Consider the following 21,721-nt stretch of genomic DNA (forward strand, 5'->3'; position numbering starts at 1 on the left):
GCTATTCATGAAATGTCTTATGAGGATATTAAACGTATGGATGCAAGTAACGTTGATGGGCAAGATAATACAAATCAAGAAACTGACACTACATCGGGGGTCGCCGACGAGAGCCTGGTCAGCCCGGATACCTGGCATCACGACTTCGCGCTGCTGTCGCGGCCGGGCAACGACGCCATCCAGCTTGCGCTGTTCCGCGACTATGCGACCAATCCACCGATGTACCCGGCGCTGCACGAGTATCTGCGCCGCTGCCAGCCGCCGCTGCTGGCGGTGTGGGGCAAAGGCGACGAGATCTTCGGCCCGGAAGGCGCCCGGGCATTTGCCGAGGATGTACCGGACGCGGAAATCCACCTGCTCGATGGCGGGCACTTTCTCCTGGAGAGTGCTGGCGACGATGTCGCCGAACTGATCCGCGACTTCATGAGCCGCGCAACCGTCACTCGCTGACCTACGCAGAATCCCCAGGGCGCTGACCAAGAGAACGCCGAGCCCCATATCGCGCGAATTCGCCTCCAGTGAGCACATCGGCCGGACGAAGGGAGAAGGCAATGGGTCTGGCATGGCAGCAAGGACCGTTGTCGGACAGGTCGGTAGGGCAGTTCCTGGTGGCCGAGCCGCTGCCGGAACGGCTGTTGTTCGCCGAACCGCTCCGCAGACGGATGCGTGTGCAATTCGGTGGGCAGTGGATGGCCGATAGCGAGGACGTCGTCCTGCTGCATGAGCCGGGCCGCTACCCGGTCGCGTACTTCCCGCGCGCCGATGTTCGCGAGGGCGTCCTGGTGCCGGAGTCGCATACGACGAAACATCGCGACCTCGGAACGACGACGTGGTTCAGCGTTCACACCGCGGACGATCAGGCGCAGCGAGCCGCCTGGCAGTTCACCGACCTCCCGGCCTACGCCACCGTGTTGCGAGACCGCGTCGCCTTCGCTTGGCGGTCGATGGACGCCTTCTACGAAGAAGACGACCGCATCGTCGGCCATGCGGCCGACCTTTACCACCGCATCGACATGCGCCGGACCTCGCGACACCTGGTCGTCCGCGACGGTGATCGGGTCGTCGCCGAGACACGACGTCCGGTCGCGCTCTACGAATCGGGCTTCGCACCCCGCTGGTATGTCCCCCGCGACGATATCGACGACTCCGCCCTGACCCCGGTGCAGGGCCAGACGTTTTGCCCCTACAAGGGCCTGGCCAGCTACTACGACATCGGGCAGTGCAAGCGTGCCGCATGGTCGTACCTGGAGGCATGGCCCGAGGTTGCCGCGGTGTCGGGGTGGGTGTCGTTCGAACCCGACATCGTCGACGTGTACCTCGACGGTAGGAAGCTCGTCCTCGAACCGGGCCAAATCGTCATTCCGCACGGCATCGACCGCGGCCTCGACCCCGACGAGCTGCGACAGCGGAGTCGGATCCAGCCTCGGTAGCCCTTCTGGTCATGGCTGCCCGCGGCGGGCGCGCCGTCGCTTCGCCCTGGCGGTCTCGCCCGATATAGGCAGCCAGTAGAAGGGAATGAATGCGGCGATCACGGCTAGGCCGAGAATGGGCAGCACGACGCCCAGCAGGATTCCAGTTGCGATCCAGGCGAGGGCCAGTCGGAATCGCCAGGCGATGGCTCGCGCGCCGCCGGGATCAATGGTGGCGGCGAGCAGCCGGTGGTTTCGACGCGCGTAGTCCCAAATGACATTGAACAGAATGGCTGCCAATTCGAAGGTGAGGCCGTGGAACACGACCGCCGTGCGCTGACCGTGCCCGTCGTGGAAGGCGTGGGCCAACACGGAGGCGGCGAACGGCAAGAACGCAATGTCCATCAGGAGCACGGTGTTCAGGAACAGCACCACCCGGTCGACACGACGGATGTGGTCGAACATGACGTGATGATTGACCCATATCTGCCCGATCAACATGAATGTGATGACGTAGGCGAGATAGGACGGCCATAGCGTGGCGAGGCCGTGGAGCAGGTGCTGGGTATCTTCCGGTACGCGGATCTCCAGGACGAGCAGAGTGACCGCGATGGCAATGACGGCATCGCTGAACGCGACGACTCGCGCAGGATCGCGCTCGGCGCCGAAGGCTGTCGAGCTGTTCTGCTCACCAACGGGTTCTGCCATTGCCCCAGTGTGCGGTACCGAACGCTGCCGAACGGGTACGGTCGACAACATCGCCGATGCCGCACCGTGGCAGGAGGGAGGCGAGCGGGATGCCACGGCTACTGTCACTCAACATCGGGCTACCCGAGGACGTGCCGTGGCAGGGCCGGACCGTCCACACCGGCATCTTCAAATACCCCGTCGCGGGGCCGCTGATGGTCCGCAAGCTCAACATCGACGGGGACGGCCAAGGTGATCTCGAGGGTCACGGCGGGGAAATACGCGCCGTACTCGTCTATCAACGTCAGTCCTACGACTTCTGGCGGCACTACCTCGGACGCGACGACCTCGAATACGGCCGGTTCGGTGAGAACTTCACCGTCGACGGCCTACTGGACGACGAAGTCCACATCGGCGACCGCTATCGCATCGGTGACGCCGAATTCGAGGTGACCCAGCCCCGCGTCACCTGCTTCCGGGTTGGCATGCGCCTGGGCGAACCCGATATGCCTGCGCTGCTCGTCGCCCAGCACCGGCCCGGTTTCTACTTTCGGGTCATCACCGAAGGCCACGTGCAAGCCGGTGACGAGATCGTCCGTAGCCGCCTGGGTCGGCACCGAATGAGCGTCGCCACCATCGACGCGCTGCTCTACCTGCCCGATCGCGACACCGACCAACTCCGCAGAGCAGTCGACATCCCCGCGCTCAGCCCCGGCTGGCAGGCATCGTTTCACGACCTGCTCGACGCGGCGACCAGACCACCCACCACTCCACTGCCCGGTACCGAATCCGTCGGTTGGCCCGGCTTCCGGACACTGCGCGTCTCCCGCGTCGTACCCGAGAACGCAGCCGTGACGTCGATCTACCTGGAAGCCGAGGACCGCCGCCCGCTGCCCCGGCCGCAACCCGGCCAGTACCTCACCCTCCGCCTGCCCGGCGCAGCCCACCCACCACCGGTCCGCAACTACTCACTGTCCGCGGCGCCGTCCGATCGTGCGTACCGAATCAGCGTCAAGCGCGAGGCGCACGGCGTCGTCAGTACCTACCTCCATACGCGCCTCCGGGCCGGCGCTGTGCTCGAAGTCGCATCCCCGCGAGGCGATTTCGTCCTACCCGCGGACAACGACACCGACCCCGTGATCCTGCTGTCCGCCGGAATCGGGGTGACCCCGGTGCTGGCGATGCTGCACACACTCGCCGCCGCCCGCAGCACGCGCGATATCTGGTGGGTGCATACTGCGCGCTCAGCTGCCGAGCACACCTTCGCCGACGAGGCCCATAAACTTCTGAGCTCCCTCGTCCACGGCCATGAGCACGTCTTCTACACCCGCGAAAGCTCTGGCGCGAACCTGGCTCCGGCGGTCACCGTAGGTCGCCTCGACCACGATGCCCTGGCCGCCCTCGACCTGCCCACCGCCGCGACCGTCTACCTGTGCGGCCCCGACGCGTTCATGACTGCCATGCGCGAGGCGCTCACCGAACTCGGCCTGGACGCCGCCAGCATCCACACCGAATTGTTCGGGTCACGGCCGGCGATCAACCCCGGCCTCATCGGTGTCGCCCGCGCCGCCCCGCATCCACCGGCCGGGCCCCCGGGCACCGGGCCTCGCATCACCTTTACCCGCAGCGGGCTCACCCTGCCGTGGAACGATAGATATGCCACCGTCCTCGAATTCGCCGAAGCCTGCGACATACCCACTCAATGGTCCTGCCGCACCGGCGTATGCCACACCTGCCAGACACCGATTCTCGCCGGTGCGGTCCGATACGGACCCCGACCGCTGGAACCTCCGGCGCAGGGCACCGTGCTCGTCTGTTGCTCACAACCAGAGACGGACCTCATCCTGGATCTCTAGTGGGGATTGTCCGATCTGGTTCACTGCGGTGTACCGGGTTTGGTGCAGGTGAATTGCACGACGTCGATGCGGCCGCGGCGGGCGTAGTCGGCGCATCCGGTCAGGTACCGGAGGTAGGCGTTGTAGGTGTCGGGTCCGGTGAGCTCGATGGCGCGGTCGCGCTGCTCGTGCAAGGCGTCGGCCCAATGGTCGAGGGTGGTGGCGTAGTGCGGTTCCATCGACTGCATGCCGGTGACGGCGAATCCGGCACTGCTCGGCGGGCTCGGACCACGATTTCTCGCCGGTCAGCGGGCCACCGCGAGGTCGAGGCTGGCCAGCAGGTCGATCACGCGTCGGTTGATATCGTCGCGGATCGGTCGCACCTCGGCCACCGGCAAACCGGCCGGGTCGTCCACGATCCAGTCTTCGTGCCGGACGCCGGGTACGACCGGGCACGAGTCGCCGCATCCCATGGTGATGATGATGTCGGCGGCCAGGATGATCTCGTCGGTCCAGGTCTTGGGGAACTCGTGGGAGATGTCGATGCCCACCTCGGCCATGGCCGCGACCGCTGCCGCGTTCAGCGCACCGCTCGGCTCCGACCCGCCGGACCAGGCCAGTGCTCGATCCTGTGCGTAATGCTCGAAGAAGCCCAGAGCCATCTGCGAACGGCCCGCGTTGAACGCGCACAGGAACAGCACCACCGGTTTCGTGTGTTCGATGCGGCCCTCCACCTTGGCCCGAGCGTGCAGTTGCTGCCGGGCGAAGCGCTCGGCCAGCAGGGGCAGATACAGCTTCACCGCCGCGCGCGCCCCGATCTGGGCGTATGAGTCGTGGAGGTAACGGTGAATCGTGTTGGCATCGAACAAGATCGTGAACTCCCGCTGCAGCCGCCGCTCGGCGCGGGCGAGCGCGGTGGCGTGCACGATATCGAGGAGTCGGTAGGTCGGGGTGATCTCGGCGTACCCGGCCAGGTACGTCCGCTTGGGCGTAACCACATCAGTCAGGGTGACACCGGCGCCCTTCCGCGGCAACCGAACTGGGGATGAACCGGATAGAACCCGCAGATTACGACACGGCGTACCGCCGAAGAAACCCCTCGGTACGATGCGTGTCGCGAAAACCGTTAGCGCAGCAGCCTTTCGCAGGATGGCGAAGTCAATCCATCTCGACGTGCACGGACGATGGCACGCCCCCACCCCGGTACGGGCCGGCTGGCGCGTCGATTGGTTGATGCGCCTGCTGTGTAGGTGGCGGCGGTTGCCGCTCGGTCGGAGCCGGCGCGAATACACGCTCGTTTTACGCTGAGGGGCAGTGAATCTGCGTTGATCGGCACGGAATGTGTACTTGGTCGAAGCAGCGAGCACCGGTGGCCGACACTGCTCGGGTAGGCGCACGGTCGACCGACCTCGGAGGTCCCCATGAGGGAGCCGGCCCGCCTGTTGCCCGCATTACACAACCAACGAAAGGCGTTGTGGTGGTGGATGATTCATGACCGTTCTGGCATTGGACATCGGCCCGGCGGAATTCGCCTCGAGTCGGGTGGCCGGCGGCGTCTGCACGCGTGACATCCTGCGAATCCCGATACCGGCGAATGCGGTGTGGGACGGCTGCCGGGATCTGCTGCTCGATGTCGCCGGAGACGACGAGATCGCCGCGGTCGGTATTGCCTGCGCAGGGCCGATCGACAAGTTGGCCGGAATGATCACCCCAGCGGGAATTCCGCAGTGGCACAGTGGATTCAACATTGTGACAGCGGTGCGGAGGCTATTCCCGGTCGCGGCCGTCGAGGTGGCGACCGACGGCCTGTGCGGGACCCTGACCGAACGAAACCTCGGCGGAGCGCACCGCTCGGAAGCAATTCTGGCCGGCGCCGGCATCCTCGCCCTGCTCGCAGCGGAACGAGTAGCACGCAACACACCACCCGGCCTAGGTGCCGTACATGTCACCGGGCACTTCCACGACCGAGCCGACTACCGCCCGGCCGGTCGAGCGATATGCGGCCGCCGCCGGCCGCGGTGAGCAAATTCCCGATCCCGCGAGTGCATCGACGCACCCTTACCTTCCAACAGGCGTGATGTACATGGCCATCAACCTCAACGAAACCGATAATCTGACAATGAAATTCCCATTCGAGGATCCACGGGCCTTCCCGAACCCCTTGGATCTGCACGGCCCCGGCAAACTTCCACTGACCTTCGGATGCGGTAAACACGTCTGCCCCGGCAAGCAGTTGGCACAGCTCGCAGTCGAGGTGTTCCTGCGGGAATTGCGCGTTCTCGCACCGGCCGCGCGTCTGGTACCGGCGCGGCAGTCGTCTCGAGCACGCCCGTCCGACTTGCTGTTCAGCGGAGCCGACCTCATCATTGTCACCGGCTGAACCATTCGAGGTGTCGCAATGGAGTACTACGAGCTCGACATCGCGGATGTCGACGAATGGACCGAAACCGCAAACAGTTTCGTCCCGATGGATCATCGCTACCGCGAACCCGAGCGCTGGCAGGTGGCCATGACCGTCCAGCAGACAACCACCTACCGCCTACTGCGCTGGGATCAGCCCGGTGACCGGCTGGCCTTCCGCACCCCGTCGAACATCCGTCGGGTTTCGGCCGAGGACTTCTACTGGGTGGTCGTCCCGCAGCGGGGACAGTTCGCCGCGGCCGACGAGCGCGGAATGACCCAGATCACGCCAGGGCAGGCGGCGGTGGTGGCACTGGATCGGCAGTGCCGGTTGCATATTCCCGGCTCGGTGGCCTACGGCTTCCAGGTGCCGCGCGCCGAGTTCGCGCGACCGGGCCTACAACGTCCGGTGCTCGACCTCGGCTCGGGTCTCGGCAGGATCGCCGCGGGCATGATCCGCGATCTGCATGCCGAACAGTCCGCGCTGACGAGCCGGGAGTTCAACGCGGTCTGCGACCGGATCGCCGAGCTGCTATGCATGATGACCGAGGGGGATAACCGCCCACAGCAGACTCATTTGACAGAGCTCGCCGAGACCGTCCGGCAGTACGTGCGCCAGCACATCGGAGCAGCGGACCTCCGGCTGCCCGAGGCGGCGCGGGCATTGGGCTGGTCGCCGCGACAGCTGCGCACCGCGCTGCATCAGGCGGGCACCACGTATCGGGAAGTGCGCCAGGACGAAGCGCTGCGGGCGGCTCGGACCATGCTCGAAAACCCCGAGACGACAGCAACAATCGGAGAGGTCGCCGCACGCAGCGGCTTCACCCTCACCTGGTTCTCCGCCGCCTTCAAGGCACGATACGGCGAGACACCCCGAGAATTTCGCAAGCGCAGGTTGGCCGAGACGGTCCGGCCGACAGCGACTCTCGGCCCGAATGCCGCCGCAACAGAGAGCTCTACCCGGTCACTCGCTCCATGAGCTCCGCGAGCAACCGCAATGCCCGATCCATCTCGGCTTCGGTCATCCGAGCCATACCGCAGGATGTGCTCAGGCCACCGAATGGGCGGCTGTAGTACTGCCGGGCCTGTGTCAGTGCCGTGACGATTCGTTCCGCATCGGCCTGCTCGTGCACGATGCCGGCATAGATCGGCACATCGGTGGTCAGCTGTTCCAGTTGCCGATACATATCCGGGGTGTCGACGAGTGGCAGCACATCGGCGCCTGCGAGCGGAATATGAATTCCTTCCAGAGTTCTGCCCTCGGGCCATTCCGCCACGATTGCATTGGCCAGCAGGACGACCGGTTCGTATCCGTTGATCTGCTTCATCCAGCTGGTGTGTTCCCAATCGCCGCGGCACAGATGGATGGTGACCCGGGCGCCTGCGGGCATACGGCGCACGAACTCGGCCAGATCCGACGCCAGTGCGACCGCCTTTGCCGTGCGTTCCTCCTGCGACTCGATGGTTTCCATCGTCACCGTGCGTCCGGGGCTTTCTAGTTGGAACACCACATCGCCGTGGAACAACCGATGGATGGCCGCGATCTCCTCCAGTGCCGGTTTGCGGAACGACTCGTAGTGGTCGGTGACGCCGGCCGCTCCCAGAGCGAAGAAAGCGTGGTCGTAGGGGTCGATGATATTCGCTTGATAGGGCTTCTGTTCGCCGTGCTCGTGGATCATGCGGTCCAGAATCGGTTTGGCCGCCTCTGCCTGCTCGAAATAGCCCAGCAACACAGAAGGGATCTCGAGTTCAGCTTCACCCCGGTACTCGTAGCTCGGCATACCTTCGTATCCCAGCTCGATATTTCCGTTGTCGACTTTCGTCATGCCCGGAAGTGCGAAGGTGGCACGCAGGCGCGGCATGATCCAGCTGGGAAAAGCCGTATCTCCCTCCGGAAATGAGGGCAGATAGTGCCACAGCGATTCGAATTTCCGCATCGCCGTCTGGCGTGTCGGAGCATTGGCGCTGCCCACCAAATAGGTTACTGGAAGAGAAAGATTCGTCACCGTTGGCCGTCCTTTCATCCATGCGGTGCGGGGAACTCTAGCGACGGAACAGGGCAGTGACGGTTCCGAGTGTTCTCGCTGGTGGGGACTCGTGACGCACCGGCTGTTCCCACCATCTGCATCGTTGCCCGGCTTTGTTTTTGTGCCGTCGAATTCTGTTGCGAGGCAGGAGCTGTGGATTTGCATGGCGAGACGTGCGACAGCCGTCGACACTGACCTGGCACAGCTCGCCCCAGCCGTCGATCAGCAGCCGACCAGGTCAGGCAAGTCCGCTCCGGCACTTCCACACGATCGCGGCGGGTCGGCGATCAGCGAGAATTGGAGTACATCGTGGCCGATCTCTTGCCGTTCGTAATCGCCGGAATTGTATCCGGCTCGGTTTATGGGCTGGCCGCAATGGGTTTGGTGCTCACCTATAAGACGTCGGGAGTGTTCAACTTCGCCCACGGCGCTATGGCCACCGTGTCGGCGTATGCGTTCTACACGTTGCACGTCATCGATGGTGTCGTATGGCAACTCGCCCTGGCGATTTGCGTGCTCGGGATCGGTCCGGCCATGGGCTTGGCACTGGAATTGTTGGCCCGCATTGTCGACCGGACGACATTGGAGCTGCGGATCGCCGCGATGTACACCGATGACTCGATTCCGGCCATCAAGGCCTTCGGCGACGCCCTCGACAAATACATACCGGGCCTGCGGGGCAGTGGGGACTTCAGCGCGCCGCTGCTGTGGCCGTGGGCAGGCGGGCAGTTGTTCCTGGCGGCGGCCAAAGCAGCCAACCTCTGCCCGTCTTCCACGAGCGCGGATGCGATCAAGGGCCTGCGAGCTTTGCGCGAGGAGACCCTCGACGGCCTCGCGCCGCCACTGAGCTTCACCGAAGGCCAACCAGGGTTCCCGATGTGCTACTTCACCGGGAACACCAAAGGCGGTGTATTCCACTCAGCCAACGGTGGTAAGCCGACGTGCATCGACCAGGCCACTGCCGCTGCGCTGATGAAGGCACTCACGCCGGCATAGCCATCCGACCCCGTCATCGGCGAGGCGGTGCCGATCCGCCGCCTCGCCGATGCATGCCTCGACCAGTTCGACGATCCGACCCCGAGTTATGTTCTTGCGCCTCTGAATTCGTTTACCGGGCACAAGATACCGATTCGCCGGGCCAGCCATCCGTTCGCGATCGACACTGACCCGGCACGCACTCACACGATCTGTCGTGCCACCTGTCGATCACACCATTGGAGCCGACATGACGGAATCTGCCATCCAGCTGCCCACCCCCGGCGAGACGGTCTTACAGACCTATGAACGCATCCGCGAGCGCGGTCCGATCGTTCCCATCGAATTTCCTGGCGGCGTTGCGGTCTGGGCGGCGGTCAGTCATCGCGCCGCCAGCGAGCTGCTCGCCGGTGACGGAACGCTCTTCAGCAAGAATGCCAAGAACTGCCCGGCACTGCATGACGGCACCATCCCGGCCGATTGGCCGATGCGCACCCTCACCGACATGGACCACATGCTCAACAAGGACGGCGAGGATCACCGACGGCTGCGCAAGACGATCAGCAAGGCATTCACACCCGCCAGAGTGGCTGCGCTCGAACCTCGTATCCAGCGAATCACCAACGAACTCATCGATGCATTCCCCCTCGACAACGGCCCGGTCGATCTCGTCTCCGCGTTCAATACCCCGCTCCCTGTGCGGGTGATCTGCGAGCTGTTCGGGGTTCCCGAAGACGAACAAGAACTGATCCGGGACTGGACCACCACGCTCGTATCGCATACCAGCACCGCCGAGCAGATGCAGACAGCGATGCAGGCGATGACCGTATATCTCGCGGAGTTGATCGAGCGCAAACGGCGCACGCCCGGCGACGATCTCACCACGGCGCTGCTCGAGCCCGACGGGAGTGGCCTGACAACCGACGAGATGGTGAGCATGCTGTGGCTGGCGATCGCGGCCGGGCACGAGACAACCGTGCACCTGCTCGGCAACGCGATCATCACGCTGTGCACCCACCCCGATCAGCTCACCAAGGCCCAGGCCGAGGACCGGTGGAGCGATGTCGTGGAGGAGGTCCTGCGCTACCGCTCGTCGGTGTTCACCGTCAATCTCCGCTATCCGCTGCAAGATGTCACGATCGCCGGAGTCGATATTCCCGCGGGTGCGCTCATCACGTGGTACGGCGGAGTCGGCCGGGATCCGGAGCACTATCCCGATGCCGATACCTTCGATATCGACCACGACCACCGCGATCAGCTGGCCTTCGGCCGCGGGCCGCATGTCTGTCTCGGCGCGCCCCTGGCCCGGCTGGAGATCCGTATCGCATTGGCCACACTCTTCAGCCGGTTCCCCGAGTTGAGCCTGGCCTGCGATCCCGAACAGCTCCCGTACCCGCCCCAGTTCATGACGTCCGGACCGCTGTGCCTCCCAGTGCATTTGAAACCCATTGCGTGAAGTCGGCGTCCCGGTCGCACACATGGAGTCGTGGCCCGGTGGAGGGCATCGAGGCGGCCCTCGCTGAGGGCGCAGCGGTGGCCGAACTCGGGGCCGATGCCGGTCTCATCGGCGCGGCAGCCTCGGGGCCGCCGCCACGACTGCCGGACAGCTAGGAATTTGCTCGACGGCGAGGGACAATATTGTGGGATGAGTGTTCCAGGGTGATCTATCGTCTTCGACAGATCACTTCGCCGACCGATCGAGTGGCGAAACTGACGACATGCACCGAGACGGACAGCGCCCGAAAGGGCTTAGTGTTTCCGCGCTGGCGGCGGTAGCGAACCCGTCGTACTCGCGAATCGACACGTGGAATCTGCTCGATGACGCGTGCCGTCGGCTCGCCGATGTCAACCGGGCCGGGCTGGACACCACCCACGAAGCCGCCCGGGTGCGGCGCCTCCTCGATCGTCTCGGCGCCTACGAGCGGTACTGGCTGTACCCGGGCGCGGCGAGACTGGCAGCATTTCGCGGATATCTCGCCGATCTTGCAACGGCGCGGCTCACCGAGGAGGTGTCGCTGGCCGTGCGCCTGCTCTCCGAGTACGGCGACGGTGCGGCGGTATTCGACACCTCCGTGCCGTTGGCCGATCAGGAACTCGTGGCGCGGGCAAAACAGCAAAAGTTCTTCACCGTCCTGCTCGGTGACGATTCCCCGCCCGAGGCTCCCGAGAGCCTGGCGGAGAGCCTGCGGGCGCTGCGCGACCCGTCCGACGATGTGCGGTTCGAGCTGCTCGTCGTGTCGAGCATCGAGGACGCCATCACCGCCGTCGCGTTGAACGGCGAGATTCAGGCGGCGATCATCCGGCATGACCTGCCACTTCGTTCGCGCGACCGGGTGCCGTTGATGACCACACTGCTCGGCGCCAACGACGACGTGATGGTGACCGACCGCACCCAGAACTGGGTCGAATGCGGCGAGTGGATCAGGCAGCTGCGGCCGCATATCGACCTGTATCTGCTCACCGACGAGTCGATCGCCGCGGAGACCGAAGCAGAGCCGGACGTCTACGACCGCACGTTCTATCGCCTCAACGATGTCACCGACCTGTACAGCACGGTGCTCGCCGGCATCCGGACCCGGTTCGCCACACCGTTTTTCGACGCCCTGCGGGCCTATGCGGCCGCGCCGGTCGGCCAATTCCACGCCCTTCCCGTCGCGCGTGGCGCCAGCATCTTCAACTCCAAGTCGCTGCAGGATATGGGCGAGTTCTATGGCCGCAACATCTTCATGGCCGAGACGTCGTCCACCTCCGGCGGGCTGGACTCACTGCTGGACCCACACGGCACGATCAGGACGGCGATGGACAAGGCCGCGAAGACATGGTGTGCCAATCAGACGTACTTCGTCACCAACGGAACATCCACCGCGAACAAGATCGTCGTGCAAGCCCTGACCCGGCCGGGCGATATCGTGCTGATCGACCGCAATTGCCATAAGTCGCACCACTACGGCCTGGTGCTCGCCGGGGCGTACCCGATGTACCTGGACGCATACCCGCTCGAGCCGTTCGCGATCTACGGAGCCGTATCCCTGCACACCATCAAGAAGGCGCTGCTGGACCTCGAGGCGGCCGGACAATTGGACCGAGTGCGCATGCTGCTGCTCACCAACTGCACCTTCGATGGCATCGTCTACAACCCCCGGCGCGTGATGGAGGAGGTCCTGGCGATCAAGCCGGACATCTGCTTCCTGTGGGACGAGGCGTGGTACGCATTCGCGACCGCAGTGCCGTGGGCACGGCAGCGGACCGCGATGGTTGCCGCCGAGCAACTCGAATCGACATTGTCCTCGCCCGGGTACGCCGAGGAATACCGGACGTGGCGTGCGTCGATGCAGGGCGTCGACCGCGCCGAATGGAGCAACCACCAGCTGCTTCCCGACCCCGGGCGCGCGCGGGTGCGCGTATACGCGACCCATTCCACCCACAAGTCGCTGTCGGCGCTTCGGCAGGCGTCGATGATCCATGTCCGCGACCAGGATTTCCGAGCTCTGGTCCGAGAGGCGTTCGATGAGGCGTTTTTGACCCACACCTCGACCTCGCCGAACCAGCAACTCCTGGCGTCGTTGGATCTGGCGCGTCGGCAGGTCGACATCGAGGGCTTCCAGCTGGTCCGGAACGTCTACGATATGGCGCTGGTCTTCCGTCACCGCGTCCGCAAAGACCGGCTGATCGGCAAGTGGTTCCGCATCCTCGATGAGGCCGACCTGGTGCCCGACGAGTTCCGGGCCTCTGAAGTCAGCTCGTACCGGCAGGTCAGGCAGGGTGGCTTGGCAGAGTGGAACGAGGCGTGGCGCTCCGATCAGTTCGTGCTCGACCCGACCCGGGTCACCCTGTTCATCGGCAAGACCGGCATGAACGGGTACGAGTTCCGCGAGAAGATCCTGATGGACCGGTTCGGCATCCAGATCAACAAGACCTCGATCAACAGTGTGCTACTGATCTTCACGATCGGTGTCACCTGGTCGAGCGTGCACTACCTGCTCGACGTGCTGCGCCGAGTGGCTACCGACTTCGAGCGCAGCCAGAGCGCGGCCGGTAAGGCCGATCACGCCCTGCAACAGCGTCGGGTCGACGAGATCACCAAGTATCTGCCAGCACTGCCCGACTTCAGTAAGTTCGACAGCACATTTCGTCCCGACGGCGCCAGCTCGTTCGGCGATATGCGATCGGCCTTCTACGCCGGGTACGAGGAGTCCGACCGCGAACATGTTCTGCTCGGCGACGCCGGGCGACGGCTCGCCAAGGGGAAGACCCTGGTATCCACCACCTTCGTCGTCCCTTACCCGCCCGGCTTCCCGGTGCTGGTCCCCGGCCAGGTGCTCTCGCGGGAGATCCTGTATTTCCTGGCCGAACTCGACGTCAAGGAAATTCACGGATACAACCCCGACCTCGGGTTGTCGGTCTTCACCGAGGCCGCGCTCGCGCGGCTGGCCGCCGGTCGGCACACAAGTACCGCAGCGGCCGACGGTGCGCCGAAGGCGGCGCCGGCGCCGGCCGCCGTCGGGTCAGGGGTCTCGTAGGCGTCCAGCAGAGCGGCGAATCGCCGCCACATCCGGGTCTCAGGTCTGTGGCCCGGTCACGAACTCGGAGCGGACGAGAGGGCGTCGGCCAGGACCCGCAGCTGCTCGGTGGCCGCGCCGAAGAGGAATTCGCTGCGTTTGGCGGCGAGGAAGTACCGGTGCACCTGGTACTCGAGGAAGATGCCGATGCTCGCGTGCACATGCACCATCGTGTGTGCGACGCGGTGGCCGGCCTCGGCAGCCCAGAACTTCGCGGTGGCGACTTCGGCGTCTGCGGGCAGCCCTTGGGCTTCGCGCCAGGCTGCCTGCCAGAGTGTCAGGCGCACTGCCTCGACATCGATGTGAGCGTCGGCCAGGCGTTGCCGGACGGCCTGGAACGAGCCGATGGGTTTGTCGAATTGCTTTCGAGTCAGGGCGTATTCGCTGGTGAGTTCCAATGCGCGTTCGACAACGCCGAGCTGGTAGGCGCAGGTGGCGATGGTCGCGCGACGATGTGCCCATTCGGCCGCGCCGTTGCCCGGCGCCCCCAGGGTGTTCGCGGTGCCCACGGCAACGCCGTCGAGTTCGAGCAGTGCGGCGTCGGTGCTGTCGACGACGTGTTGTGCGGTGACGCGCAGACCGGGGGTGTCGCGGTCGAGTACGAGCAGCAGTGTTCCCTGCGGGGTCGTGGTTTCGATCAGATACGCGTCGGCGAATGCTCCCATGGGAACGGCGCTGTGGATCCCGCTGACCCGCCAGCCGGTCGCGGCAGGTTCGGCCCGGAATCGGTTGTCTTCGGTGGCGAGTGCTACCGCGAGCGTTGCGGTTCCGGACGCGACCGGTGCGACCCATCGCTGCCGCTGCTCGTCGTCACCGAACGTCGCGATCGCGCAAGCGGCCACCGCGACGCTCGTCAGGTACGGCGCCGGGGCGACGGCCCGCCCGATCTCGACAAGCACAGTGCACTGCTCGGCCAGACCGAATCCGCCGCCGATCGGAGCGGGCAGCGCGGCCTCGATCAGTCCGGCCCTGGTGAGCGCTGCCCACAGCGGCCGGTCGAAACCGGTGCCGTCCGGAGTGTTGTTCGTCGTCCAGTCGGTGAGCAGGGTCCGGGCCAGCCCGGCCAGATCGCTTTGTTCCTCGGTGAAACTGAAGTCCATAACGGGATTCCTTTGGGAAAGTTCAGCGGGTAACGGGCAGTCCGAGAGCAGTTTTGGCGATAATGTCGCGCTGCATCTCGTTGGTACCGCCGCCGAAGGTGAGGATCAGTGACGATCGGTGGAATCGTTCGATCCGGCCGCGCAGTACGGCGCCCGGTGAGTCGGTGCGCACGATCGCCGACGTGCCCAGCACCTCCATCAGCAAACGGTATGCCTCCGTGGCCAATTCGGTGCCGAACACCTTGGTGGCCGAGGCGTCGCCCGGGCCGAGTTCGCCGGAGTCGGCGGCCCAGGCGATGCGCCAGTTGCGCAGCTTCAGGTACTCGATATTGGCGTGCACGCGTGCCAGGTGCAGTCGAACCCATTCGGCGTCGATAACCCGTGAGCCATCAGCGCGGGTGGTGCGCTCGGACCACTCCCACACCTGCCGCAGCGACTCCTGTAATGGCGCAGCGGAAGTCAGCGCCACTCGCTCATGGTTGAGCTGATTGGTGATCAACGGCCAACCCGCGTTCGGTTCGCCCACGATGTTGGTGGTGGGGACGCGGACGTCGGTGTAGTAGGTGGCACTGGTGCCGGGACCGGCCATGGTGTGAATCTTGCTCCAGGAGAAGCCTGCTGCGGTGGTGGGGACGATCAGGATGGACAGGCCGCGATGCTTGGACGCCTTCGGATCGGTGCGTGCGGCCAGCCAGATGTAGTCGGCATATTCGATGAGGCTGGTCCAGGCCTTTTCCCCGTTGATGACGAACTGGTCGCCGTCGCGGACTGCGCGCGTGCGCAGCGAGGCGAGGTCGGTGCCCGCCTCGGGTTCGGAATAGCCGATGGAGAAGTGCAGGTCGCCCTGCGCGATGCGTGGCAGAAAGAACGACTTCTGTTCCGGGGTACCGAATCTCATAATGGTGGGGCCGATGGTGTTCACGGTGAGAAACGGGAACGGCACCCCTGCGGCGGCGGCTTCGTCGTTGAAGATCAGCTGGTCCATCGCCGGCCGGTTCTGCCCCCCGAATTCCGCTGGCCACCCCAGTGTGAGCCAGCCGTCGCGCCCGAGGGAGCGAACGACTTGCTTGTACGCTTCGGGCGCGCCGTATTCGCCGCCCGGGCCGTCCAATGCCGCGCGTATTTCCGGTGTCATTAGCTCGGCGAAATACGCGCGCAGGTGTTTGCGGAGCTGCTGCTGTTCCTCGGTGAAATCGATATTCATCCGCATCCCTTGCCATAACGTGTCGGTTCTCTTCAAAACTAGAACACGTTATTGATAGATATGGAGCGCCGACAGCGGCAGGAAAATGTAGGCGCTGTGACAGCAAGATGTCACGGTCGGGGATAACTCCGTTATCGTCCACACTTCGCCTGCGCACCGTCATCGGGATGCTGTCGACGCACGGCGTTGACGGAAATTCGGAAGTGAAACGTGTTCATTGACACGTCGCATTCTGCTGGAACGGTGCATCGTCCCGTCGGAGCGTCCCGTGGATGTTCGGTATATCCGCTAATGCCGTTGTCCACCAACGCGTTTGACCGTGCGATCATCAATGGCAAGCCAGCTGTTGCAGACGGAAAGTTCGACGGGGAGGCCGAGGGTGAACTACGACGTGACGGGATTCGCGCGACAGGAGCCGAGAAACCTCGATGGTGGTGACGGCATCGTGGAGCTGCTCGCGAAGTCGCGACAGCTGATCGACCGTGCGATGGACGAATGCCGTGACGATCGTGCGGGCACCCACGACATTGTGCGGGTGCGCCCGGGGGAGGGCTGGGAGGAGGAACTTCAGCGGCTGCTCCAACGGGCACGCAAGGAAGCGATGCTGGTGGTGTCCAGTCCGCTGCGCATCCAACCGCACTATCAGTCCAGTCGGACGCTGGTCGAGGAGCTACTTGCCGCGGGGCGCGAGGTCCGGCTGCTGTATTCGTGCCACTACGTCGAAACCCGCAGCCCGGACATGCTGTTGCAGCACCCGCAGGTACACGCCCAGACGAGGGTGGTCGACGCGGACTTCTACAACATGATCATTATCGACAAGCAGGTAGCCGCAATCTGGGGTGGCCTCGGAGAGCAGCGACCACACGGTTTCGTGGTCCGCGATGCCACGTTGTTGCGAGTGATCCACCAGTTCGCCAGAATCCTGTGGGACTCGGCTTCAGAGCTATCGGCTCATCTCGGCCTGCGATCCAGCGAGTTCGACGACACGGCGCTGGCCGTGCTGCGCGCACTCAACCAGGGGTTAAAGGATGAGGTGGCCGCGCGCCAGCTATCGGTGTCACTGCGGACTTACCGCAGATACGTTGCCGACATGATGGTGCGACTCGGCGTGACCACCCGGTTTCAAATCGGTGTTCGCGCAGCAGAACTCGGTCTTCTCGAATCCTCCTGACGAGCCCTCTGTCGCGCCGTACCCGCTGCTACGCCACCGGTGCGGCGGCGACCGATGTGGACCGGCGACTGCCTTATCGGTTCTCCCGTCGTAACCTGGCCGATCCCACACCCAACTGCGCGCCGCAGCGGGAGACCGAGGAAACTAGAGATCTACCGGCCAGCGGATCGAGGGCCTGCCCGCTGGCAGGAAGATGTCGCCTCGGGCCGAGCAGTACTGCGCAGCGCTGGCCGCTATGTGCCACTCGCAGTGAGAGCGCTCAGCACGCGCCTACATTCGGCTGGATCCCCGATACCTGCTCATTCGACGGTATCGCTCGCACGCGCCTGATGCGCGGCCGATTTACGTCTGTTCTATCGAGAAGGCTGGTAAATGGATTTCGGATTCGATGAGACACAGTTCGCCGTCGACGAGGCAGTCCGCGGTGTGCTTTCGCGGGAACCGACTCCTGCCGACGCGTGGGGGATGCTGTGCGATGGCGGCCTGCACATGCTGGGGTTCCCGGAGGAATTCGGTGGCGCCGGTCTGGGGGCTGTCGAAGTGGGAATCGTGGCTCGCGCCCTGGGCGAAGTCGCTCTCACAACGCCGTTGTTGGGAGCGGGCATCGCCGGGCTGGTCGCCTCGCGATCACCGAGCGCGAATATCACCGACTGGTGCAAAGGCGTGCTCGACGGAAAGGTGACGGCAGTCAGTGCGGGTATCGCGGGCGGCGGTGAACTCCCCACGACGACAGCCGATCCGGGAGCGCAAGGTCAAACGATCACCGGTCGATTCGCTGCTGCTCCACACGCGCAGCAGGCACGGTGGCTTCTCGCGCCCACCGCGAGCGGACCGGTTCTGGTCGATATCGATGACCAGACGACAACCGCGACCGCGATCGAATGTTCACTGGGCACTGAACAAGCCGACGCCCCCGTCGATATACAATTCGAGCTCGCCGACGCGCGATGCACAACGCTGTTGTCCGTGAATGCCGATGCACAGGAACTGTACGCCGACCTCTATCGTGCGGTCTTCCTGTCCTATGCGAGCGGGCTGCTCAGCGGCGCACTGAAACTCACTGCCGAGCACCTGCGGTCGAGAACTCAGTTCGGGCGCCCACTGTCGACATTCCAGGCAGCCTCACAAGAGATCGCTGACGTCTATGTTCTTGCCACCGCATTGGAATCGGTGTCGTTGTTCTGCAACTGGACTGTCGACAACGGCGGCTGTGCGAGCACCGAACTGGACGCGGCACTTTTCCTGTTTGCCGCAGAGGGCCGCGCGGCGATGCAGATGTGCCACCACCTGCACGGGGGGCTGGGTGTCGACGTCACCTATCCGATGCACAGGTACTTCTCACTGGCCAAGGACGTGGTCCGGCACTGCGGCGGTGAGAGGCAGAATCTCAGGAGGTTGGGTACCCGATGTTCATAGGTCTGACACCGGAACAGCAGTCATTGCAGCGCGAGATCCGTTCGTACTTCGAAACTCTCGTAAGCGAAGAGGATGCGCGGACGCTGTTGGACGACCGGCACGGCATGGTGGCGAAACGGATTGTGCGACAGCTGGGCGAAGACGGCTGGCTGGGGGTGGGTTGGCCGAAGGAGTTCGGGGGCAAGGGATTCGGCCCGCTCGAACAGCAGATCTTCGAATCCGAGGCGGTACGGGCGAGTATCCCGCTGTCGTCGGTCACCTTGCAGACCGTCGGCCCGACGCTGCTGCGTTACGGAACAGTCGAGCAGAAAGAGCGGTTTCTGCCCGGAATTCTGCGTGGCGAAATCGAATTCGCGATCGGCTACACCGAGCCGGATGCCGGCACTGATCTGTTCTCGCTGTCGACCATCGCGAAGAAGCAAAGCGACGGTTCCTACCTCATCAACGGCCAGAAGACCTATACGACCGGCGGACACACCGCGGACTACATCTGGCTGGCCGCTCGAACCGGCACCGCCGAGTCGCGGCACCGCGGTTTGTCGATACTGATCGTCGACACCGCAGATCCGGGCTTCAGTTGTACCCCGATCATTTCACTCGACGGAGCGCATCACACAAACGCCACTTATTTCCACGATGTGCGGGTACCGGCATCGATGTTGGTCGGCGAGGAGAACAGAGGCGTCAAATATCTGATCTCCCAGCTCAATCACGAGCGGGTAATGCTCAGCCCGTCCGGCCGGATCGCCGCCATCTACGATCTGGTGCACAAGTGGGCCGTCTCATCAGGGGCGCTCGATCGAGACGATGTACGGGAGTGCCTGGGCGAGATTCTCGCGGTGCTGAAGGTCAACGATGTCATGAATTGGCGGGTAGTGGCATCGACCGGACCGGACGGGCCCAGTCAGGCGGACGCTGCGGCCTCCAAGGTCTTCCACACCACTCGGGTGCAACGTGTCGCGCGCATCGCCGAAGACATCATCTATGCCTGGGGAGACCTCAGCGACCCATCCACCGCGCGGGCCCTGAAAGCGCTGGACGTTCATGCCAAACGGAATGTCGTGATCACATTCGGCGGCGGCGTCAACGAGGTGATGCGGGACATGGTTTCCGAGGTCGGCTTGGGCCTGCCCAAAGTCACCCGCAGGTAGCCTTCTGTAGTGTCCGGGACGGTTGAGTGTGGTCGGGCTGACCGCCCGGTCTGGGCGGCGATCGCGCGGGGGCGGTGACCTAGGACGCCGCGGCGGAGGCGGGGCCCCACCGGTCGGATTTCGGTGTTCCGGCATGCTGGCGGCGTGAATCCTGTTTTGTCGCAGCAAGTTTCGGGCCGCTGCGGAAGGTCACCCGCAGCGGCAAGACCAGTTCGTCGCCGCCGTTGTCCGCGTAGACCGCGAGCGTGCTGTGCACTCTGGTCACGGCCAGGTCCAGCGCGGCGTTGGGGGCCGGGGCTACCTCGGCGACCAGATCGATGCCCTCGGGAGCGATCGCCTTGATCGCGGCCGTGGTGTCGCCCTCGCGATAGTTCACCACATGGTGCGCCCCGGCCGCTCGCGCCGAGCGGGCCTTTCGGTCGGAGCTCACGGTCGTGATCACGGTCGCCCCGGCCGAGCGGGCCAACTGGATTGCGGCGTTGCCGACGGCGCCGGCGACGAGCACGGCCTGCCCCGCCAGCGAGCCGGGCGCAAGCCGCGACACGACCCCAGAGGTCAGCACCCGGTGCGCGGTCACGAATGGCGTGCCCAACGAGGCTCCCAGATCGAAAGACGCCCCCTCCGGCAATGGCGCGACATGGTTCACCGGACCGCACGCATGCCCAGTCCAACAGCGACGTGATCTGGGACATTCCGACGTAGCCCCCGGCTGTACAGTCGCGGTGACATGATCCACGGAAAGCGCGGGACGATCGCCGTCCTGCCCGGTCAGACCCTCGGCGGTCGTGCCGAGCCAGGTCGACCGCGGCAAAGCCGGATCGAAGATCCACGTGCTTTCCGATCGTGCCGGAGTCCATTAGGAAGCAGGTTTTTGGCAATCTTCGCTGTGGAACCCACCATGGACGGCTTAGCCTGGTTCTACGCCAATATTGCGGATCACCAAGTAAATCGCGTGCACGCAGGTTGTCACTTGTAACCGGCTGGCTTCATATGCCCCGGTAGAGATCCGGAAAGGAAAGCCATGAAGATCGTTGTGATTGGTGGCACAGGTGTCCTGGGGTCAAAAGTGGTTGACAAACTGAGGGACCACGGCGACGAGGCGGTGCCGGCGTCGCCTAGGACTGGCATCAACACACTTACCGGGGAAGGCCTCGCCGACGCTCTAACCGGTGCCGACGTGGTTGTCGACGTATCCAACTCACCCTCGTTCGACGACGATCCCGCGATGGAGTTCTTCACAAAATCGACCGCTAACTTGGAGGCTGCCGCGAAGGCCGCGGGCGTCAGGCACTACGTCGCGGTGTCGATCGTTGGTGCCGACCAGCTACCGGAAAGCGGCTACCTACGGGCGAAGGTCGCCCAAGAGAAGCTTATCCAAGAATCGGATATTCCCTACTCGATCGTGCGCGCCACCCAGTTCGCCGAGTTCACCGGCGCGATCACAGCCTCGATGACGGTTGGCGACGAAGTGCGCGTACCAGACGCGCTGATACAGCCCATCGCCGTCGACAATGTCGCGGCCGAGGTCGCCCGAGTGGCTGAAGGCGAACCACTGGATGACATCGAGAACATCGGAGGGCCTGAGAAGATCTCCTTCGAACAGATGGCCCGTGCCGTTCTGGCCCGAGAAGGCGAAGCCAAGACAGTCGTCGTCGACCCACACGCTGGTTACTTCGGAACACCGCTCTCCTTGAACAGCCTGGTTACCGCATAGGCAGGTCCGGGCGGACCAGCCGGGCCGACGCCGCCGACAGCGGCGCAGCGATCTGATCAGTAAGGCGGACATC

19 protein-coding genes and 1 pseudogene are annotated in these 21,721 nt (G+C 64.4%); 13 read left to right on the plus strand and 7 right to left on the minus strand.

The genetic code is table 11. The features are described 5' to 3' along the window. Positions 1 to 450 (plus strand): alpha/beta hydrolase (locus ABZW16_RS08890; RefSeq protein ID WP_354953773.1); only part of this gene is annotated, 450 nt, incomplete at its 5' end. 101 nt (positions 451 to 551) lie between these two features. Next, a complete protein-coding gene (locus ABZW16_RS08895) occupies positions 552 to 1,430 on the plus strand; it encodes a DUF427 domain-containing protein (RefSeq protein ID WP_354953775.1) in 879 nt (292 codons plus the stop codon). Between the two features lie 9 nt (positions 1,431 to 1,439). On the opposite strand, the gene ABZW16_RS08900 is transcribed toward ABZW16_RS08895, so the two are convergent. Then, positions 1,440 to 2,117 carry a TMEM175 family protein gene (locus ABZW16_RS08900; protein WP_354953777.1) on the minus strand — a complete coding sequence of 226 codons (678 nt, stop codon included), beginning with the start codon at positions 2,115 to 2,117 and terminating at the stop codon, positions 1,440 to 1,442. A gap of 89 nt (positions 2,118 to 2,206) precedes the next feature. Between ABZW16_RS08900 and ABZW16_RS08905 the strand changes: the two genes are divergently transcribed. Beyond that, on the plus strand, positions 2,207 to 3,952 hold the full coding sequence (locus tag ABZW16_RS08905) for an MOSC and FAD-binding oxidoreductase domain-containing protein (protein ID WP_354953779.1): 1,746 nt from the start codon (positions 2,207 to 2,209) through the stop codon (positions 3,950 to 3,952). Between the two features lie 20 nt (positions 3,953 to 3,972). Here ABZW16_RS08905 and ABZW16_RS08910 read toward each other — a convergent pair. Together ABZW16_RS08910 and ABZW16_RS08915 are read right to left on the minus strand one after the other, a co-directional pair. Continuing rightward, a pseudogene (locus ABZW16_RS08910) lies at positions 3,973 to 4,194 on the minus strand (class I SAM-dependent methyltransferase); the annotation flags it as partial. A 42-nt stretch (positions 4,195 to 4,236) separates the two neighbouring features. Beyond that, positions 4,237 to 4,860 carry a three-helix bundle dimerization domain-containing protein gene (locus ABZW16_RS08915; protein ID WP_354953914.1) on the minus strand — a complete coding sequence of 208 codons (624 nt, stop codon included), beginning with the start codon at positions 4,858 to 4,860 and terminating at the stop codon, positions 4,237 to 4,239. 562 nt (positions 4,861 to 5,422) lie between these two features. Here ABZW16_RS08915 and ABZW16_RS08920 point away from each other — a divergent pair. From ABZW16_RS08920 to ABZW16_RS08930, 3 genes are all read left to right on the plus strand, one after another. Beyond that, positions 5,423 to 5,953: a hypothetical protein gene (locus ABZW16_RS08920; RefSeq protein WP_354953781.1), complete on the plus strand. Its 531-nt coding sequence runs from the start codon at positions 5,423 to 5,425 to the stop codon at positions 5,951 to 5,953. A gap of 97 nt (positions 5,954 to 6,050) precedes the next feature. Continuing rightward, a complete protein-coding gene (locus ABZW16_RS08925; protein WP_354953783.1) occupies positions 6,051 to 6,311 on the plus strand; it encodes a hypothetical protein in 261 nt (86 codons plus the stop codon). Between the two features lie 18 nt (positions 6,312 to 6,329). Further along, positions 6,330 to 7,310, plus strand: coding sequence for an AraC family transcriptional regulator (locus ABZW16_RS08930; RefSeq protein WP_354953785.1), 981 nt, complete (start codon positions 6,330 to 6,332; stop codon positions 7,308 to 7,310). On the opposite strand, the gene ABZW16_RS08935 is transcribed toward ABZW16_RS08930, so the two are convergent. Further along, positions 7,288 to 8,523 (minus strand): hypothetical protein, encoded by a 1,236-nt coding sequence (locus ABZW16_RS08935; protein WP_354953787.1) that lies wholly within the window; start codon positions 8,521 to 8,523, stop codon positions 7,288 to 7,290. The genes ABZW16_RS08930 and ABZW16_RS08935 overlap by 23 nt on opposite strands. 144 nt (positions 8,524 to 8,667) lie before the next feature. Here ABZW16_RS08935 and ABZW16_RS08940 point away from each other — a divergent pair, with 144 nt between their 5' ends. The 3 genes from ABZW16_RS08940 (at position 8,668) to ABZW16_RS08950 (ending at position 13,853) form a co-directional block, all read left to right on the plus strand. After that, entirely contained in the window at positions 8,668 to 9,354 is a 687-nt protein-coding gene (locus tag ABZW16_RS08940; RefSeq protein WP_354953789.1) for a hypothetical protein, read from the plus strand. Positions 9,355 to 9,583: 229 nt separating this feature from the next. Beyond that, positions 9,584 to 10,789: a cytochrome P450 gene (locus ABZW16_RS08945; RefSeq protein ID WP_354953791.1), complete on the plus strand. Its 1,206-nt coding sequence runs from the start codon at positions 9,584 to 9,586 to the stop codon at positions 10,787 to 10,789. A gap of 262 nt (positions 10,790 to 11,051) precedes the next feature. After that, positions 11,052 to 13,853, plus strand: coding sequence for an aminotransferase class I/II-fold pyridoxal phosphate-dependent enzyme (locus ABZW16_RS08950; RefSeq protein WP_354953793.1), 2,802 nt, complete (start codon positions 11,052 to 11,054; stop codon positions 13,851 to 13,853). A gap of 56 nt (positions 13,854 to 13,909) precedes the next feature. Here the strand turns inward: ABZW16_RS08950 and ABZW16_RS08955 are convergent, their stop codons facing one another. Beyond that, entirely contained in the window at positions 13,910 to 14,992 is a 1,083-nt protein-coding gene (locus tag ABZW16_RS08955; protein ID WP_354953795.1) for an acyl-CoA dehydrogenase family protein, read from the minus strand. 22 nt (positions 14,993 to 15,014) lie between these two features. Continuing rightward, on the minus strand, positions 15,015 to 16,196 hold the full coding sequence (locus ABZW16_RS08960) for an acyl-CoA dehydrogenase family protein (RefSeq protein WP_354953797.1): 1,182 nt from the start codon (positions 16,194 to 16,196) through the stop codon (positions 15,015 to 15,017). 379 nt (positions 16,197 to 16,575) lie between these two features. Here ABZW16_RS08960 and ABZW16_RS08965 point away from each other — a divergent pair, with 379 nt between their 5' ends. The 3 genes from ABZW16_RS08965 (at position 16,576) to ABZW16_RS08975 (ending at position 19,934) form a co-directional block, all read left to right on the plus strand. Next, entirely contained in the window at positions 16,576 to 17,367 is a 792-nt protein-coding gene (locus tag ABZW16_RS08965) for a hypothetical protein (protein ID WP_354953799.1), read from the plus strand. A gap of 372 nt (positions 17,368 to 17,739) precedes the next feature. Then, positions 17,740 to 18,783, plus strand: a complete 1,044-nt coding sequence (locus ABZW16_RS08970) for an acyl-CoA dehydrogenase family protein (protein ID WP_354953801.1) — start codon at positions 17,740 to 17,742, stop codon at positions 18,781 to 18,783. Next, positions 18,774 to 19,934, plus strand: a complete 1,161-nt coding sequence (locus ABZW16_RS08975; RefSeq protein ID WP_354953803.1) for an acyl-CoA dehydrogenase family protein — start codon at positions 18,774 to 18,776, stop codon at positions 19,932 to 19,934. Before ABZW16_RS08970 ends, ABZW16_RS08975 begins: the two co-directional genes overlap by 10 nt. 79 nt (positions 19,935 to 20,013) lie before the next feature. Here ABZW16_RS08975 and ABZW16_RS08980 read toward each other — a convergent pair whose 3' ends face one another. Next, positions 20,014 to 20,526, minus strand: a complete 513-nt coding sequence (locus ABZW16_RS08980) for a zinc-binding dehydrogenase (RefSeq protein WP_354953805.1) — start codon at positions 20,524 to 20,526, stop codon at positions 20,014 to 20,016. 429 nt (positions 20,527 to 20,955) lie between these two features. Between ABZW16_RS08980 and ABZW16_RS08985 the strand changes: the two genes are divergently transcribed. Continuing rightward, positions 20,956 to 21,648: an SDR family oxidoreductase gene (locus ABZW16_RS08985; RefSeq protein ID WP_354953807.1), complete on the plus strand. Its 693-nt coding sequence runs from the start codon at positions 20,956 to 20,958 to the stop codon at positions 21,646 to 21,648. Positions 21,649 to 21,721 lie beyond the last annotated feature (73 nt).

The organism is Nocardia sp. NPDC004604, from assembly GCF_040609795.1.
GTDB lineage: Bacteria > Actinomycetota > Actinomycetes > Mycobacteriales > Mycobacteriaceae > Nocardia.